This is a genomic window from Agrobacterium sp. CG160-95, from assembly GCF_053521725.1.
Map to the genome: position 1 here is coordinate 96,077 of NZ_JBNWDU010000002.1, position 16,998 is coordinate 113,074.

Below are 16,998 nucleotides of genomic sequence, written 5' to 3' on the forward strand. Positions count from 1 at the left end.
GAAGTGACGGCGAGCCGGTGCGCGCGATAGCGCACCGGACTTTCGATTAGAAAGCGCGGCGGTAAATGCCGAGCACGTCATCAAGGCTCATATCGACGGGATTGTTGTCCATCAGCCGGCGGATTGCGTGAGCGTCTTGCGCATAACGGGGAAGGTCGGTTTCGCTTGCCCCGTGCCGCGCAAGGGACATTTCAATGCCGAGGCCGGCGCAGAAATCTGTCGCTGCCTTGCGAAGATCATCGGATGAAAGATGCTCGCGAAGCCCAAGCGCTCCGGCCACCTCCGCCGTCTTTGCCGAAACGGCGTGCTGGTTGAAAGCCAGAACATGCGGGAAGACGATAGCGTTTGCCAACCCGTGCGGCAGGTTGAGAAGCGTGCCGAGCGGATAGGCGATGGCGTGACCCGCCGCCGTATTGACCGGGCCAAGGCAGATGCCGCCATAGTAGGAGGCGAGCATCATTCCTTCGCGGGCTTCGGTATCAGCGCCGTCGCGAACGGCGCGCGCCAGATATTTGCCCACCAGCGAAAAGCCCATGCGGGCAAAACCGTCGATCATCGGATGGGCCTTGCGATTGGTGAAAGCCTCCACGCAATGCGCCATGGCATCCACCCCCGTCGCCGCTGTCACAGCTGATGGCACGGAATACGTGAGTTCCGGATCGAGCACCGCGAAATCGGCAATCAGATGAGGGCTTTCGACCGCGACCTTGCTGCCCTTGACGGGATCGGTGATGAGCGAGCGAATCCCGGCTTCCGAGCCGGTTCCGGCGGTGGTGGCGATCTGGACGAGCCTGGTGTCGCGCCCTGCGACCCTGTTCGGTCCTGCCACATCCTCAAGCGTCTGGCTGGAATTCCAGAGTGCGGCGACGAGTTTCGCCACATCCATCACCGAGCCACCGCCGAGGCCGATGACGAGATCGGGTTTGGCGGCGCGCGCTGCGGCCAGTGCTGCATCGAGCGTCCCTGTGTCCGGTTCGCCGGGAATGGCGTCAAAGACAGTGAAAGGACCCTGCAATTGCAGCCGGTCGGCAAATTTCGCGGTCAGCGGCGTGGCGATCACCAGGGTCGAAGCGGTTTTGACGGCCCAGGCGCCGACCTGAGAAATGGTGCCGGCGCCAACGGCAAGCCTGCGCGGCTGATGGATGAGAATGGAGGCTGTGGACATGGTGTTCATCCTCTTGCGCCCTTGCCCGCCACGAGCTTGCGCGCATAGGCTATGGCCTCATTCATGTTGCCGTGATTGGCGATGCCTTTGCCGGCGATGTCGAAGGCCGTTCCATGATCGACCGAAGTGCGATCAATCGGCAGATCGACCGAGACATTGACGGCGGTATCAAAGGCGACGAGCTTGATCGGGATATGGCCCTGATCGTGATATTGCGCGACGACCAGATCGAAAGTGCCCGAATAGGCGCGGTGGAACACGGTATCGGCGGAGATCGGCCCGTGTACCTCGATGCCTTCAGCGCGCGCGGCGGCAACCGCTGGCGCAATCTGGTCGTCATCCTCGGTGCCAAACAGACCGTTTTCGCCGCAATGCGGATTGATACCGGCAACCGCGATGCGCGGCCGCTCGTAACCGATGCGCTTTAAATGAGCATTGCCAGCGCGGATGGTCGCCAGCACCCGCTCCGTCGTTGCCCGGCGAATGGCTTCCTGCAGGGACACGTGGGTCGAGACGTGAATGACCTTCAGCCGCTCGGAGGCAAGCAACATGTAGGCGGCTGAAGAACCGGTTAGGCTGCGCAGCATGCCGGTGTGGCCGTCATAATGGTGGCCCGCAAGATTGAGGGCCTCCTTGTTAATCGGAGCAGTGACGATGCAGCCGATTGCGCCCGCTTCGGCATCCCGCACCGCTTTTTCAATGAAACGGAAAGCGGCGTCTCCGGCAACCGGCGACAGCGTGCCCCATGGCAGCGGCGCACCCTCCACCGGCAGATCGACCACATTCCGAGTAAGATCGATGTCGATGCCAAGCGCACCCCGCGCCGCTTCCAGCGTGGCAAGGTTGCCATAAATCCGCGTTGCTTCCCTATCCGGGGCGGACATTTCCGCAAGCGCGCGGACGGTGATTTCCGGGCCGACGCCGCAGGGGTCACCCATGGTGATACCAATGATGTTGCTCATCCGATTCTCCCGTCCTTGGCGTCTGCCCAGCCGGGCGCCAACCGGACATATTTGATTGCGCGGCGATGATAGGTGTAGCTTGCGTGCAGGGTACCGTCCGCTGCCTCCAGAAGCCATGGATAGGACATTTCCAGATTGCGGCCGTCGGTCGAATCGTTGGACAGACAGGTGCCCGGCCCGTCCTCGATCAAAATCCGGGTAGGAAAGCTGCGGCCGTCGTCATCGGACAGGCAGATGGAAACCGGCGCGCGCGGCACGCCCCATATGGGCACACATCCACCGCTCGGATCGGCATCCGGTCTGTCGTCTTCCTCGCCCAGTTCATCATAAAGCGAGGCGCGACGGTCGCTGGATTGCGCGGCGTTGACGGGGTTGCAGATCATCGCCAGCCTGCCGTGTGCGAGCCTGATCGCGGCGATGGAGGAATTATTGTTCGGTACGTCGGTCGGCAGCGGTTCTGTCCATGAGCGACCGCCATCTGTGCTTTCCGTGCGGTAAACGAAATCGGCCTGACGGCGGCGAAAAAAAGCGGAGTAGCGCCCATTCGCGCCCGCAACCGGGCTCATATGAACGCAGCCGGTCGAGCCCGCCAGCTCCTGCAATTGCCATGTGAGGCCGTTATCTTTCGATATGCCGAGTGCTGCGGTATCGTGGCTGCCGTTCCATTTCTGGCCGGGGCGTTGGACGCAGCGGAAGATCGGCAGAAGCCATGCGCCGTCATCGCGGATGCGAAGCGGCGCACGGATGAAGCAGCCTTTCGGAAGATCGAGAAAACGGCCATCTTCGGCGGACAGCTTTTCCGGCGTTGCCGGATCGCGTACGACCCGCGCCATGCGGATGCGGCATTCGTCCTGATTACCGGAGGGCTGGGCGGTGTGAAACAGCCAGAGAGTGCCATCAGGTGCGGTGAAAATAACCGGGTTCTGTTCGGAATGGGCGGGATCGTTGCTCAGGCGCTGCGGCGCTCCCCACCGGCTCGCGCCGGGTGTGAGCGCGGACGCGAAGATCGAAATATCCGATTTTCCCTCCAGCGTTCCGCCAAACCAGGCGCACAGCAGGGTGCCGTCCTGCAGAAGGTGCAGAAAGCTCGCATGGTTCTGGATCATCGGCGATGGCAGGAAAGCTTCGTGCCGGTTTTCCGAAACAGCATGGATGGCTCCGGTCATGGCGTGAGCAATGTCATCAGGGGTCATCGTGGTCTCCTCTTGGTCTGATGAAAATGACATATTCAAAAAGTTGTCAAGTTTATTTAAGACAAAAAGAGGTCCTAAAATTTTTGATGACTTAAAATAAATGTATGTTTTATAACGATAAAACTTCTGTACTAGGCCTCAATAAAAAATCCTTCTGAAAAATAATTTGACAAAAAATGTGATAGCGTCGATGCTTTGATAACGGGTGGAGGAGACGATCATCCGCACGCCATGCTCCTCAATGCAGGAGACGGGGCTTTTGAATGCCTCTTGCGGCACGCCGCCATGTTGCTGAATTTCTGATCTGGGAGGAGAACGGAATGAAGAAGTCATTGATTGCGGGCGCCCTTGTTATGGGTTGCCTTAGCGCCGCGATTTCGCCGGCGCTTGCGGCGTCGGGGCCGATCAAGATCGTGCTGGCGGAAGAGGCTGACCTGCTGGAGCCTTGCATGGCGACCCGCTCCAATATTGGCCGTATCATCATGGAAAATGTCAGCGAGACGCTGACCGAGCTTGATGTGCGCGGCAAGAACGGCGTGCAGCCGCGCCTCGCTGAAAAATGGGAGCAAAACGCGGATGGCAGCTGGCGTTTCCACCTGCGTGAAGGCGTGAAGTTTTCCGACGGCACGGGTTTCGATGCCAAGGATGTCAAGCATAGCTTCGAACGCATCATGAGCGACAAGAATGCATGCGAATCCCGTCGTTACTTCGGCGGTATGACCGTCACCCCCACGATTGTCGACGACCATACGATCGACTTCAAGACAGAGCCGGCCCAGCCCATTCTGCCGCTCCTGATGTCGCTCGTCACCATCGTGCCCGAAGAAACCAAGATGGAATTTATCCGCGAGCCTGTTGGCACCGGACCTTACAAGCTGACCAACTGGACACCGGGCCAGCAGATTGTTTTGACTGCACGTGACGACTATTGGGGCGCCAAGCCGCAGGTGACGGAAGCGACCTATCTTTTCCGCGCTGATCCCTCGGTTCGCGCCGCCATGGTGCAGACCGGCGAAGCCGATCTTTCCCCCTCCATTTCGCAGCTCGACGCGACAAACCCGAAGACCGACTTTTCCTATCTCGACAGCGAGACGGTCTACATGCGCCTCGACCACAACATCGCGCCGCTGAATGACGTGCGGGTGCGCCGTGCACTCAACCTCGCCATCGACCGGCAGGCTTTCCTCGGCACGCTGGTTCCCGAAGGTGCTGTGCTGGCCACCGCACTCGTTCCGCCGACCACGCTCGGCTGGAACCCTGATGTAAAGGTTTTCCCCTACGACCCTGATGGCGCGAAGAAGTTGCTGGAGGAGGCAAAAGCTGCTGGTGTGAAGGTGGATACGCCGATCACCATCATCGCGCGCACCGCGAACTTCCCTAATGTCACCGAGATCATGGAGGCGATCCAGCAGCAATTGCAGGAAGTCGGCTTCAAGATCGACCTCAAATTCGTGGAAGTGGCCGAGCACGAAAGCTATTATTCCAAGCCCTTCAAGGAAGGCCGGGGACCGCAGATCGTCGCTGCCATGCACGACAATTCCAAGGGTGATCCGTCCTTCACCATGTTCTTCAAATATGCCACCAAGGGCACGCAATCCGGCTTCTCGGACCCCAAGGTGGATGACTTGATCGAACGAGCATCTGCAGCCGTCGGCGATGAACGCGCCAAGCTCTGGTCCGAGCTCATCGCCTACCTGCATGACGATGTCGTGGCGGATGTGCTGCTGTTCCACATGGTTGGCTTCTCACGCGTCTCCGAACGGCTGGACTTCAAGCCCACCATCGCCACCAATTCGATGCTGCAGCTTTCGGAAATCGGCATCAAGTAAGCCGGTATCTCATCTGCCAAAGAGCGGCGGCGGAGCTTTAGCTTCGCCGTCGTGCTGAACACCGGAGGTAACCATGCTGAGCTTCATCCGAAAACGTTCCGTTGCGAGCCTGATCTCCCTGATCGGCCTCATCGTAATGGTTTTCTTCCTCTCCCGCCTGACGGGCGACCCGGCCGCGCTGTTTTTGCCGGTGGAGGCTTCGGAGGAATTGAAGCAGCAGTTTCGTGCGCTGCATGGGCTGAACGATCCGCTGATGGTGCAGTTCCTGCGCTACGCGGGCGACGTGATGACGGGGGATCTGGGTGAATCGCTCAGGAAAGCCCGCCCTGCGCTGGATGTGGTGCTGGAGGCTTTCGTCTGGACGCTGTGGCTTGCTGTCATCACCATGTCGCTCGTCACCACCGCAGCCATCGTCGTCGGTTCGCTTGCCGCTTTCCGCTCCGGTGGCTTCTTCGATCGCATGGCCTCCACCATTTCGCTCATCGGCGCTTCCGTGCCGGATTTCTGGCTTGCGATCGTGGCGATCGTGGTGTTTTCCGTCAATCTCGCCTGGCTGCCCACTTCAGGCACCGGCTCGGTGCTGCACTGGATATTGCCGATCTCGGTTCTGTTCGTGCGCCCCTTCGGCATCATCGTTCAGGTGGTGCGCGGCTCGATGATCGGTGCGTTGTCCTCTGCCTATGTCAAAACGGCGCGCGCCAAGGGTGTGAAATCGGGTCCGATCATCTTCATCCACGCCTTGCGAAACGCCATGCTCCCGGTCATCACCGTCATCGGCGATCAGGCGGCAAGCCTTCTCAACGGCGCAGTCATCGTCGAAACCATCTTTGGTTTCCCCGGGGTTGGCAAGCTGATGATCGATTCCATTCTTCAGCGCGATTTCAACGTCGTGCTGGCAGCAATACTTGTGACCGCGCTTGCGATCTTCCTGATGAATCTTCTGATCGATATCGCCTATGCGTTGCTCGATCCACGTATCCGGCACTGAGGAGACGTTCAGCCATGAGCCTTTCGAACGCCGATACAGAAATCATTGATGAGCCATCCTTTGCAACGCGCATGCTGCGCATGTTGTGGGCGGATAAATTCGCCCTCTGCGCCGCGATCTTCCTCGTCGTCGTCATCATTCTCGCCTTTGTCGGCCCGGCGTGGCTTGGCGAGCTGGCGACGAAGCAGAACCTGCGTGGACGCAACCTTGCCCCGTTCGAATGGCAACGCGAATGGTATTTCTGGCTGGGGGCGGATGCGCTCGGTCGCCCGCTGCTGGCGCGCATCGTCGCCGCCACGCAAAATACACTGATGATCGCCGCCGGTGCCGTTTTCCTTTCCGCCGTCACCGGCACCGTGCTTGGCCTGATCGCCGGTTTTTCCTCCAACCGTGTTGGCCAGATCATCATGAGGCTCGCGGACGTGATCATGTCGTTTCCGTCACTGTTGATCGCGGTCATCGTGCTTTATCTGCTCGGCTCCTCCATCCTCAACCTGATGCTGGTTCTGGCGATAACCCGCATCCCCGTTTACATCCGCACCACAAGGGCCGAAGTGCTGGAGGTGCGTGAACGCATGTTCGTACAGGCGGCGCGCGTGATGGGCGCATCCGGCAAACGTATCCTGTTCCGCCATATTCTACCCGTGGTCCTGCCGACGCTGACAACGCTTGCGACGCTTGATTTCGCCTATGTGATGCTGGCGGAAAGCGCGCTGTCTTTCCTTGGTATCGGCATTCAGCCGCCGGAAATCACCTGGGGCCTGATGATCTCGCAGGGGCGGCAGTACCTCACCAACGCCTGGTGGCTGTCCTTCTGGCCGGGCCTTGCCATCATACTCACCACCCTGTCGCTCAACCTGCTGTCCAACTGGCTGCGCATTGCGCTCGACCCCGTGCAGCGCTGGCGGCTGGAAATGAAAGGCCGCAAACATGGCTGACCATCTTCTCGATGTGCGCAACCTTTCCGTGGAGTTTCACACCGCAGGCGGTGTCGTGCATGCGGTGAAGGATGTTTCCTATCATATCGACCGTGGTGAAACGCTTGCGATCCTGGGTGAAAGCGGCTCAGGCAAATCGGTATCGTCCTCGGCCATCATGAACCTCATCGACATGCCGCCCGGACGTATCAGCGGCGGCCAGATATTTCTTGATGGCAAAGACCTTCTGACAATGCCGGCTGAGGCCCGCCGCGAGATCAATGGCCGGCGCATCGCCATGATCTTTCAGGACCCGCTCAGCCATCTCAATCCGGTCTATACCGTCGGCTGGCAGATCCGCGAGGCGATGACCACCCATGGAATGGACAGGGCGAAAGCCGAAGCGGAGGCGAGGCGGCTTGTCGCGCGTGTTGGAATTCCTGATCCGGACGGAGCCTTGAAGAAATATCCGCATGAATTTTCTGGCGGCCAGCGCCAGCGTGTGATGATCGCCATGGCGCTTGCGCTCCGGCCCGATCTCCTGATCGCCGACGAGCCGACCACGGCACTCGATGTGACGGTTCAGGCTGAAGTTCTTGCCCTGCTCAAGGAATTGCAGCGGGAAACCGGTATGGCCGTTCTCATCATCACCCATGATCTTGGCGTCGTTGCCGAAATCGCCGACCGCGTGGTCGTGATGGAAAAGGGCGTGCTGGTGGAGGCAGGCACGGTTCGCGAGGTCTATCGCAACCCAAAGCATCCCTATACCCGCAAGCTCATCAGCGCCGCCCCCGGCAGGGGCGAAATGCACGAGCCGAATGCGACCGGCGAACCGCTCCTCCGTGTGCGCGATGTGCGCAAACGTTATGGGGCATTCGAGGCACTGAAGGGCGTTTCCTTTGACCTTATGGCGGGGGAAACCATAGCTGTCGTCGGCGAAAGCGGTTCCGGCAAATCGACACTCGCGCGCATTCTGCTCCGGCTCGACGAGCCGGATGCCGGCAGCGCCGAGTGGAAGGGGCGTGATCTCTTCAAGCTTTCGCCTGCCGAACTCTTTGCCCTCAGGCGTGATTTACAGATGGTGTTTCAGGATCCAACCCAGTCGCTGAACCCCCGCATGACCGTGTTCCAGCTGGTTTCCGAAGCCTGGGTGATCCATCCGGACATACTACCCAAAGCGAAATGGCGCGAACGGGTCGCGGAATTGCTGCATCAGGTCGGCCTCTCGCCGGAACATATGCGCCGTTATCCGCATCAGTTTTCCGGTGGCCAGCGGCAGAGGATCGCGATTGCCCGCGCGCTGGCGCTGGAGCCGAAGCTCATCATCTGCGATGAAGCGGTCTCGGCGCTCGACGTGTCTGTCCAGGCGCAGGTTGTTGCACTTCTTGACAAGCTGCGCCGTGAAATGGGCCTCTCCTTCATCTTCATCGCGCATGACCTGCCGGTGGTCCGCGATTTTGCCGATCACGTCATGGTCATGCAGCGGGGAGAGGTTGTGGAATTCGGGACTGTCCGGCAGGTTTTCGAAGCGCCGCGAGAGGCCTATACGCGCGCACTTCTTTCCGCCAGCCTCGATCCCGACCCCGATATGCAGTCTGTGCGTCCGATCGATGCCGATCACACTATTGGAAATCCAAGCGGAGTTCTTTCATGACCAAACAAGCCTTCGTCGCGCTCGTGACCTGTTTCAACGAGGACGAAACCATCAATTACGAAGCGACCCGTGCGCAGGTGCGCCGTCAGGTGGCGGCTGGCAACAACATCATGTGCGCCGGAACTAACGGCGATTTCACCGCACTGACGCATGAAGAAAAAATCCGGCTGACGGAAGAGGTGGTGGACGAAGTTGCGGGCCGTGCGAAGGTCATCGTCAACGCCGGCATGCCCGCCACTTTCGAAACGCTGCAACTCGCCAAAGCCTTCGACCGCATCGGCGTCGACGGTATTGCCGTCATCACACCCTTCTTCATCGCCTGCACCCAGGATGGGCTGATCCGCCATTTCTCGACTGTGGCCGACGCCGTCGAAACACCGGTCTATCTTTACGATATTCCCGCCCGAACCCAGAACCACATAGAGCCGGAAACCGCCCGCAAACTTGCCGCCCATGGCAACATTGCCGGCATCAAGGATTCGGGCGGTGCGCAGCAGACGCTGGAAGCCTATCTACAGGTAGCAAAGGAGATGCCCGGTTTCGAAGTCTATTCCGGCCCGGATCATCTCGTTCTCTGGTCGTTGCAGAACGGTGCCGCCGGCTGCATCTCCGGCCTCGGCAACGCGCTCCCGCATGTACTTGCCGGCATTCTCAATGCTTTCAACGCCAGCGATATCGCTGAGGCCGAACGCCAGCAGGCGATCTATACGGATTTTCGCACCGATCTCTATGCGCTCGGTTTTGCACCCGCCATGGTCAAGCGCTCGCTTTACCTTCAGGACCCATCCGTCGGCGCCAGCCGGCAACCCGCCCTTCTGCCGGATCAGGAACAGGACGATCGGATCGTGGAAATCTTACGTCGTTATCAACAGCTGTGACGCCACCGCCCGAATGTGACGTGCAGGAGTGAAGCCGTGTGGCGCCACGTGAAAAATATCCACAAAACGGCCAGAAGCCGAAGCATTTATACAGCCTTGTCCGGGACGAATAATTTGTGACACAAACACGAAATTTCCCTTGTCAGTCCCGCCATTGATGTTTATGAGGAGCGCGCAACGCAAGCGTTCGCGCATGCGGAGAGGTGGCAGAGTGGTCGAATGCACCGCACTCGAAATGCGGCATACCTGCAAGGGTATCGTGGGTTCGAATCCCACCCTCTCCGCCATAATTTACGCTGAGCCGTAAGATTTTTCCGAGATAGCCTGATTCATTCGTTGGTCGCTTTGATGCTACAGTCTGGTAGGGAAGCCGGTGCCGCTTTGCGCCAGCGGAGGCAGACTGGTTGAGATAGCCGTTGGCTTCCATTTCGTTGCGTCCCACTAGCGATCTTCAGCACCTGTTGGAGGCCCACATGGTGACGATCCCGAAAAATTGGGATGCCGGCAATTGCTCGTTCATATCCGCCATTGCCTCTTACGGCAGAGGCGCTATCATAATTGTGTTGTAGGACGATAAGCTTTGGGAGGAGCGATACGTGAGACGGATGTGGCCAGACGAATTTGCCTTTCTGCTAGACGGCGCGGAAGAGGTTGACCTGCATATTCCATCGGGGGCACACGACGACAGTTCGCCCGAAGAAACGATATCCAAGAAGGCTTTGAAAGCCCGCATCAGCCAGCAGGATTTTGAAAAGATTTGGCATCTTGCAGAGGCTCGCTATCGGCTGACCGGCAGGTTTTCGGGCAAGGCGATTACGCTGATCGCCAACAATCCTCACTATCAGAAATGGCATCCCTCCGACGGCCGCAGCGTCGAGAGCGTGTCCGATAGCGGTCAGAAATACACGACGCGCTATGTGATCGTGCATTTTCTCGTTGATGATGTTCGCGAGCTGGTCGAAGCCTGAACTCCGCAGGAACGGTTCTTGCCATTGACTGGTCGAAGGGCCTTTCGAAATCCAGCGGTGCCGGGTAATTCTTGGCACCGCTTGGCGGCGTCTTAGGCGTGAGCTTCAATATCTGCGTAAGACTACTATGGACAGCGCTTGTCCGTAGTCCACTGAAATGCCTCTATACTGGTGCCGTCTCTGATCTCTCCGATGGCAGGGTGACGTACTGACCTTCCGCAGGCTTTACCGCTGCTGCGATGTAAAAATTTCCTCTGAATTAAAATAGTTTTCCTTTAAAGAAGGGAAAACACGTTATGCCGGAGGACCCCATGGCAAAGGACAGCACAAAGACCGAGCCTGCGCTTTTGTCGCAGGACCCGCATGCGGTTCGCGAGCCGAGGGTCAATAATCTCGAAATGGCGATCGGCCATGAGGTGCGTGCCTATCGCAAGAAGCTGGGCATCACGGTCACCGATCTCGCATCGGCCACCGGCGTATCGGTGGGAATGCTCTCAAAGATCGAAAACGGTAATATTTCCCCGTCCCTCACCACGCTGCAGACGCTTTCAAAGGCGCTCGGCGTGCCGATCACGGCGTTCTTCCGTGGCTTCGAGGAGCCGCGCAGCGCCACCTTCGTCAAGGCTGGCCAAGGCGTGAATATCGAGCGTAGAGGCACCCGCGCCGGCCATCAGTACAGCCTGCTTGGCCATATCGACAACAATACCAGCGGCGTCACCGTCGAGCCCTATCTCATCACGCTGACGACGGACTCGGATGTATTTCCTACCTTCCAGCATGAGGGCATGGAGTTCCTCTACATGCTGGAGGGAGAGGTGGTTTATCGCCACGGCGAGCAGCTTTTCACCATGCAGGCGGGTGACAGCCTGTTTTTTGATGCTGATGCGCCGCACGGACCGGAGGAGCTGGTGAAGCTTCCCGCTCGCTATCTGTCGATCATTTCCTATCCGCAAAGGCGGCTGACAAATGATTGAAAAGTTGCCTTAGAAGAAAAAAATATTCCTGATAGTTGACGAGATGGAATTCCATATGCTAGCTCTTCATTCAGAAACGAATGGAGGTGCCTGTCGATGTGCGGCATTGTTGGACTATTCCTGAAAGACAAAAGCCTTGAACCGCAGCTGGGTGAGCTGCTTTCGGACATGCTCGTGACCATGACGGATCGTGGACCGGATTCCGCCGGCATCGCGATCTATGGAAGCGCTGCCGATGGCCGGGCAAAAGTAACCATCCAGTCGGCCGATCCCGTCACCGATTTTTCGGGCCTTGCCGAAGCGCTGAAGGAAAATGGCGTTGAAGCTTCGGTTGCGGTGAAAAGCACCCACGCGGTCCTGGATATTCCATCGGCAAAGCTCACGGAAATTCGCTCGGTCCTCGCCGCCATTCGTCCCAATGTGCGGGTGATGGGCTCCGGCGACAGCGTGGAAATCTACAAGGAAACCGGCCTGCCGAAAGATGTCGTCGCCCGTTTTGGCGTGCGCTCTATGGCGGGCAGCCATGGCATCGGCCACACCCGCATGGCAACGGAATCGGCTGTGACGACGCTTGGCGCACACCCCTTCTCCACCGGTGCCGACCAGTGCCTGGTGCATAACGGTTCGCTCTCCAACCACAATAATCTGCGTCGGGAACTGGTACGCGAGGGCATGACCTTCGAAACCCAGAACGACTCGGAAGTGGCCGCCGCGTATCTCACGGCTGAAATGGCCAAGGGCAAGGATCTGGGCGAAGCGCTGACCGGCGCGCTCGATGATCTCGACGGGTTCTTTACCTTCGTCGTCGGCACCAAATCCGGTTTCGGCGTGGTGCGCGATCCCATCGCCTGCAAGCCGGCGGTGATGGCCGAGACCGATCAATATGTCGCTTTCGGCTCTGAATACCGCGCGCTGGTCAATCTGCCCGGCATCGAAAATGCCCGCGTCTGGGAGCCGGAGCCGGCGACCGTCTATTTCTGGGACCATGAAAAGGCCGCGTGAAACCGTCATCGGCGCATATTGCGAAAGTCATATCCATGCCAGTTTTCGATCTCTCCCACACGCCTTTGCGTGAACTCAACAGCGCGCTCCATGGGCTTTCCTCGGGCGCAAACGACACCGAATTCGAAGTTGTCAATCCGCGCGGCCACCATGCCGTCGCTGTTGGCATAGACAGCCCCGTCATCGTCGATGTCCGCGGCTCGGTCGGTTATTATTGCGCCGGCATGAATGATGGCGGCACGGTCACCGTTTACGGCTCGGCCGGGCCGGGCGTTGCCGAAAACATGATGTCGGGCACCGTCGTCATCGAGGGCGACGCTTCGCAATACGCAGGTGCCACCGGTCGCGGCGGGCTGCTGGTCATCAAGGGCAATGCCGCTTCCCGCTGCGGCATTTCCATGAAGGGCATCGATATCGTCGTGAAGGGCAATATCGGCCACATGTCCGCTTTCATGGGTCAGTCCGGCCACCTCGTTGTCTGCGGCGATGCGGGCGATGCGTTGGGTGACTCCCTTTATGAAGCGAAGCTTTTTGTGCGCGGCTCGGTCAAGAGCCTGGGTGCCGACTGCATCGAGAAGGAAATGCGGCCCGAACATCTGGAGAAGCTTGCCGAACTTCTTGAAAAAGCCGGCGTCTCCGATGTCAGCCCAAGCGAGTTCAAACGCTACGGTTCGGCCCGCACGCTCTACAATTTCAACATCGACAACGCCGACGCGTATTGAGGCGAGGGATTTTCCGATGAGCTATCACAACCCCTTCACCCCACCACGCAAGTCCGCGACTTTCGATGATCACACGCTGGCGGAAATCCGCCGTGCGGCTGCGACCGGCATCTATGATATTCGCGGCGCAGGCACGAAGCGGAAGGTGCCGCATTTCGACGACCTGCTGTTTCTCGGCGCGTCCATCTCGCGTTATCCGCTCGAAGGTTATCGCGAGAAGTGCGATACGACCGTCACCCTCGGCACGCGCTTTGCCAAGAAGCCGATCACGCTGAAAACGCCGATCACCATTGCCGGCATGAGCTTCGGCGCGCTTTCCGGCAACGCCAAGGAAGCGCTCGGCCGTGGCGCGACCATTGCCGGCACGTCCACCACGACGGGCGATGGCGGCATGACGGATGAGGAACGCGGCCACAGCCAGACGCTGGTCTATCAGTATCTGCCGTCGCGTTATGGCATGAACCCCAAGGATTTGCGCCGTGCTGACGCCATCGAGGTGGTTGTCGGCCAGGGTGCGAAACCGGGCGGCGGCGGCATGCTGCTTGGCCAGAAGATTTCCGATCGCGTCGCCAATATGCGCAATTTGCCGAAGGGCATCGACCAACGTTCCGCCTGCCGTCATCCTGACTGGACCGGCCCGGACGATCTGGAAATCAAGATCCTTGAACTGCGCGAAATCACCGATTGGGAAAAACCGATCTACATCAAGGTTGGTGGTGCGCGCCCCTATTACGACACCGCACTTGCAGTGAAGGCCGGTGCCGATGTGGTGGTGCTTGATGGCATGCAGGGCGGCACGGCGGCCACGCAGGACGTCTTCATCGAAAATGTCGGCATGCCCACGCTTGCCTGTATTCGCCCCGCAGTACAGGCGCTTCAGGATCTCGGCATGCATCGCAAGGTGCAATTGGTCGTGTCCGGTGGCATTCGCTCGGGTGCGGATGTCGCCAAGGCTCTGGCGCTTGGTGCCGATGCGGTTGCCATCGGAACGGCGGCGCTGGTGGCGCTGGGCGATAACGACCCGAAATGGGAAGACGAATACCAGAAGCTAGGCACCACGGCCGGCGCTTATGATGACTGGCACGAGGGAAAAGACCCCGCAGGCATCACCACGCAGGACCCGGAACTTGCCGCACGTCTTGACCCAATCGCCGCCGGTCGCCGCCTCGCCAACTATCTGAAGGTCATGACGCTCGAAGCCCAGACCATCGCACGCGCCTGCGGCAAAAACCATCTCCACAATCTGGAGCCGGAAGATCTGGTGGCTCTGACCATGGAGGCTGCGGCAATGGCGCAGGTTCCGCTGGCGGGAACAAACTGGTTCCCGGGTAAAGGCAGCTTTTAAAAAACACAATGGACGGGCGCATTTGGGAGGATGTGGCCGTCTTTTTCGATGAAGTGTCTGATATTCAAAAAAAGGGGAATGACGTGACACTGGACCTCTCCAAGTTTGCTGCCGAAAAAGGCATCAAATATTTCATGATCAGTTATACCGATCTCTTCGGTGGCCAGCGCGCTAAGCTGGTTCCTGCAGAAGCGATTGCCGATATGCAGAAGGGCGGCGCCGGATTTGCCGGTTTCGCCACATGGTTCGATCTGACGCCCGCCCATCCCGATCTCTTCGCCGTGCCGGACGCCTCCTCGGTCATCCAGCTTCCCTGGAAAAAGGATGTGGCATGGGTTGCTGCCGATTGCGTCATGGAAGACCAGCCTGTGGAACAGGCGCCGCGCGTCGTTTTGAAAAAGCTCATCGCGGAAGCGGCCGGGCAAGGGCTGCGGGTTAAAACCGGCGTGGAACCGGAATTTTTCCTGATTTCGCCGGACGGCGCGAAAATCTCCGATGAGTACGACACGGCGGAAAAGCCCTGCTACGACCAGCAGGCAGTGATGCGTCGTTACGATGTGATTGCGGAAATATGCGATTACATGTTGGAGTTGGGCTGGAAACCCTACCAGAACGACCATGAGGACGCGAACGGCCAGTTCGAGATGAACTGGGAATATGACGATGCGCTCCAGACGGCGGATAAACATTCCTTCTTCAAGTTCATGGTCAAGTCGGTTGCCGAAAAGCACGGGCTGCGCGCGACATTCATGCCGAAGCCTTTCAAGGGGCTGACCGGCAACGGCTGCCACGCCCATATTTCGGTCTGGGACCTGGATGGCAAGGTCAACGCTTTTGCCGACAAGGCAATGCCTTTCGGGCTCTCCGCCAAGGGCAAGACGTTTCTGGGCGGCATCATGAAACATGCCTCCGCTCTTGCGGCCGTCACCAATCCGACGGTTAATTCCTACAAGCGCATCAACGCGCCGCGGACCATCTCGGGCGCGACCTGGGCGCCGAACACGGTGACCTGGACCGGGAACAACCGCACCCACATGGTTCGCGTGCCAGGGCCGGGGCGTTTCGAACTGCGTCTGCCGGATGGCGCCGTGAACCCCTATCTGCTGCAGGCCATCATCATTGCGGCCGGTCTGTCGGGTGTCCGCTCACAGGCCGATCCCGGTCCGCATCACGATATAGACATGTATCGCGAAGGTCATACCGTGACGAATGCGCCGAAACTGCCGCTCAATCTTCTCGATGCGCTGCGCGAATACGAGAAGGACGAGGAACTGCAGCAGGCATTGGGCATGGAGTTCTCAAAGGCCTATCTCAAGCTCAAGCAGGGCGAGTGGAACTCTTATTGCGCGCAATTCACTGCCTGGGAGCACCAGACAACGCTCGACGTTTGAGTTCGGGTTTCCCCGCCGCCCTCGCGGCTTTTCCCCGCGCTCATCAGACAGCGCGGGGTTTTTCCAATATCGATGACAGAGAGAGTGCCGGATGACGAACTTCGTCCTGACCGTAACCTGCAAGTCCACCCGAGGCATCGTCGCTGCCCTTTCAGGCTTTCTCGCTGAAAAAGGCTGCAACATCGTCGATAGTTCGCAGTTTGATGATCTCGGCACTGGCCGTTTCTTCATGCGCGTGGGCTTCATTTCCGAAGAGGGAGCAAAGCGTGACGACTTGATGGCTGGACTGATGCCGATCTCGCAGAAATTCGGCATGGAAGTGGCGCTTCATGACCAGTCCGAGCGGATGAAGGTCCTGCTGATGGTCTCGCGCTTCGGCCATTGTCTGAACGATCTGCTTTACCGTTGGCGCATCGGTGCCTTGCCGATCGATATTGTCGGCGTCGTCTCCAACCATTTCGATTACCAGAAAGTGGTGGTCAATCATGATATTCCCTTCCACCACATTCCGGTGACGAAGGAAAACAAGCCACAGGCTGAAGCCCGGATCATGGATATTGCCGAAAGCACCGGAACCGAACTGATCGTGCTTGCGCGTTATATGCAGGTGCTTTCCGACCGGATGTGCGAGACGATGTCGGGGAAGATCATCAACATCCACCATTCTTTCCTGCCGTCCTTCAAGGGCGCCAACCCTTACAAGCAGGCCTATCAGCGCGGCGTGAAGCTGATCGGTGCGACGGCCCACTATGTCACCGCCGATCTCGATGAAGGTCCGATTATCGAGCAGGATATTGTGCGTATTACCCATGCCCAGAGCGCGGAGGATTATGTTTCGCTCGGCCGGGATGTCGAGGCGCAGGTTCTGGCACGCGCCATCCACGCCCATATCCACCACCGTACTTTCATCAACGGTAACCGCACCGTGGTCTTCCCGCCAAGCCCGGGCAGCTATGCATCGGAACGGATGGGGTGACGCGGCATTGCGACAAGCTGGTCGCGCGCTGTTG

The 16,998-nt window shown here is 58.9% G+C and carries 15 protein-coding genes and 1 tRNA gene; 13 read left to right on the top strand and 3 right to left on the bottom strand.

The window, feature by feature from the left end; translation table 11 throughout:
* Positions 1-46: 46 nt before the first annotated feature.
* From ACQZ63_RS07100 to ACQZ63_RS07110, 3 genes are read right to left on the bottom strand one after another with little or no spacing between them, the layout of a single operon-like run.
* Entirely contained in the window at positions 47-1,174 is a 1,128-nt protein-coding gene (locus ACQZ63_RS07100) for an iron-containing alcohol dehydrogenase (RefSeq protein ID WP_065704462.1), read from the bottom strand.
* Positions 1,171-2,127 carry a 4-hydroxythreonine-4-phosphate dehydrogenase PdxA gene (gene pdxA / locus ACQZ63_RS07105; protein ID WP_003511520.1) on the bottom strand — a complete coding sequence of 319 codons (957 nt, stop codon included), beginning with the start codon at positions 2,125-2,127 and terminating at the stop codon, positions 1,171-1,173. The genes ACQZ63_RS07100 and pdxA overlap by 4 nt, the downstream gene beginning before the upstream one ends.
* Positions 2,124-3,320, bottom strand: a complete 1,197-nt coding sequence (locus ACQZ63_RS07110) for an exo-alpha-sialidase (protein WP_111801862.1) — start codon at positions 3,318-3,320, stop codon at positions 2,124-2,126. The genes pdxA and ACQZ63_RS07110 overlap by 4 nt, the downstream gene beginning before the upstream one ends.
* Positions 3,321-3,640: 320 nt before the next feature.
* Between ACQZ63_RS07110 and ACQZ63_RS07115 the strand changes: the two genes are divergently transcribed.
* From ACQZ63_RS07115 to purU, 13 genes are all read left to right on the top strand, one after another.
* Positions 3,641-5,149: an ABC transporter substrate-binding protein gene (locus tag ACQZ63_RS07115; RefSeq protein WP_065660504.1), complete on the top strand. Its 1,509-nt coding sequence runs from the start codon at positions 3,641-3,643 to the stop codon at positions 5,147-5,149.
* Between the two features lie 73 nt (positions 5,150-5,222).
* Positions 5,223-6,137 carry an ABC transporter permease gene (locus ACQZ63_RS07120; RefSeq protein WP_003511517.1) on the top strand — a complete coding sequence of 305 codons (915 nt, stop codon included), beginning with the start codon at positions 5,223-5,225 and terminating at the stop codon, positions 6,135-6,137.
* A gap of 14 nt (positions 6,138-6,151) precedes the next feature.
* Positions 6,152-7,075, top strand: coding sequence for an ABC transporter permease (locus tag ACQZ63_RS07125; protein ID WP_065660432.1), 924 nt, complete (start codon positions 6,152-6,154; stop codon positions 7,073-7,075).
* Complete coding sequence (locus tag ACQZ63_RS07130; RefSeq protein ID WP_111801861.1) at positions 7,068-8,708, top strand: ABC transporter ATP-binding protein; 1,641 nt, start codon at positions 7,068-7,070, stop codon at positions 8,706-8,708. The genes ACQZ63_RS07125 and ACQZ63_RS07130 overlap by 8 nt, the downstream gene beginning before the upstream one ends.
* Entirely contained in the window at positions 8,705-9,586 is an 882-nt protein-coding gene (locus tag ACQZ63_RS07135) for a dihydrodipicolinate synthase family protein (RefSeq protein WP_013761902.1), read from the top strand. The genes ACQZ63_RS07130 and ACQZ63_RS07135 overlap by 4 nt, the downstream gene beginning before the upstream one ends.
* 197 nt (positions 9,587-9,783) lie before the next feature.
* Positions 9,784-9,873 (top strand) — tRNA-Ser (locus ACQZ63_RS07140).
* A 318-nt stretch (positions 9,874-10,191) separates the two neighbouring features.
* Positions 10,192-10,554 (top strand): hypothetical protein, encoded by a 363-nt coding sequence (locus ACQZ63_RS07145; RefSeq protein WP_448799143.1) that lies wholly within the window; start codon positions 10,192-10,194, stop codon positions 10,552-10,554.
* Between the two features lie 296 nt (positions 10,555-10,850).
* A complete protein-coding gene (locus ACQZ63_RS07150; protein ID WP_013761901.1) occupies positions 10,851-11,528 on the top strand; it encodes a helix-turn-helix domain-containing protein in 678 nt (225 codons plus the stop codon).
* 96 nt (positions 11,529-11,624) lie between these two features.
* Positions 11,625-12,530, top strand: a complete 906-nt coding sequence (locus tag ACQZ63_RS07155) for a class II glutamine amidotransferase (protein ID WP_038494325.1) — start codon at positions 11,625-11,627, stop codon at positions 12,528-12,530.
* A gap of 35 nt (positions 12,531-12,565) precedes the next feature.
* On the top strand, positions 12,566-13,252 hold the full coding sequence (locus ACQZ63_RS07160) for a GltB/FmdC/FwdC-like GXGXG domain-containing protein (RefSeq protein ID WP_003511508.1): 687 nt from the start codon (positions 12,566-12,568) through the stop codon (positions 13,250-13,252).
* Between the two features lie 16 nt (positions 13,253-13,268).
* Positions 13,269-14,597, top strand: a complete 1,329-nt coding sequence (locus ACQZ63_RS07165; protein WP_003511507.1) for an FMN-binding glutamate synthase family protein — start codon at positions 13,269-13,271, stop codon at positions 14,595-14,597.
* Positions 14,598-14,680: 83 nt separating this feature from the next.
* Entirely contained in the window at positions 14,681-15,988 is a 1,308-nt protein-coding gene (glnT, locus tag ACQZ63_RS07170; protein ID WP_065660505.1) for a type III glutamate--ammonia ligase, read from the top strand.
* 91 nt (positions 15,989-16,079) lie between these two features.
* On the top strand, positions 16,080-16,964 hold the full coding sequence (gene purU, locus ACQZ63_RS07175) for a formyltetrahydrofolate deformylase (RefSeq protein WP_003511505.1): 885 nt from the start codon (positions 16,080-16,082) through the stop codon (positions 16,962-16,964).
* Positions 16,965-16,998 lie beyond the last annotated feature (34 nt).

Bases quoted from the DNA above. Each gene is read 5' to 3' on its own strand.
- ACQZ63_RS07150 (WP_013761901.1), top strand. From the start codon at position 10,851: ATGCCGGAGGACCCCATGGCAAAGGACAGCACAAAGACCGAGCCTGCG.
- ACQZ63_RS07165 (WP_003511507.1), top strand. From the start codon at position 13,269: ATGAGCTATCACAACCCCTTCACCCCACCACGCAAGTCCGCGACTTTC.
- ACQZ63_RS07155 (WP_038494325.1), top strand. From the start codon at position 11,625: ATGTGCGGCATTGTTGGACTATTCCTGAAAGACAAAAGCCTTGAACCG.
- ACQZ63_RS07135 (WP_013761902.1), top strand. From the start codon at position 8,705: ATGACCAAACAAGCCTTCGTCGCGCTCGTGACCTGTTTCAACGAGGAC.
- purU (WP_003511505.1), top strand. From the start codon at position 16,080: ATGACGAACTTCGTCCTGACCGTAACCTGCAAGTCCACCCGAGGCATC.
- ACQZ63_RS07120 (WP_003511517.1), top strand. From the start codon at position 5,223: ATGCTGAGCTTCATCCGAAAACGTTCCGTTGCGAGCCTGATCTCCCTG.
- ACQZ63_RS07130 (WP_111801861.1), top strand. From the start codon at position 7,068: ATGGCTGACCATCTTCTCGATGTGCGCAACCTTTCCGTGGAGTTTCAC.
- ACQZ63_RS07125 (WP_065660432.1), top strand. From the start codon at position 6,152: ATGAGCCTTTCGAACGCCGATACAGAAATCATTGATGAGCCATCCTTT.
- ACQZ63_RS07110 (WP_111801862.1), bottom strand. From the start codon at position 3,320: ATGACCCCTGATGACATTGCTCACGCCATGACCGGAGCCATCCATGCT.
- pdxA (WP_003511520.1), bottom strand. From the start codon at position 2,127: ATGAGCAACATCATTGGTATCACCATGGGTGACCCCTGCGGCGTCGGC.
- ACQZ63_RS07145 (WP_448799143.1), top strand. From the start codon at position 10,192: ATGTGGCCAGACGAATTTGCCTTTCTGCTAGACGGCGCGGAAGAGGTT.
- ACQZ63_RS07100 (WP_065704462.1), bottom strand. From the start codon at position 1,174: ATGAACACCATGTCCACAGCCTCCATTCTCATCCATCAGCCGCGCAGG.
- ACQZ63_RS07115 (WP_065660504.1), top strand. From the start codon at position 3,641: ATGAAGAAGTCATTGATTGCGGGCGCCCTTGTTATGGGTTGCCTTAGC.
- ACQZ63_RS07160 (WP_003511508.1), top strand. From the start codon at position 12,566: ATGCCAGTTTTCGATCTCTCCCACACGCCTTTGCGTGAACTCAACAGC.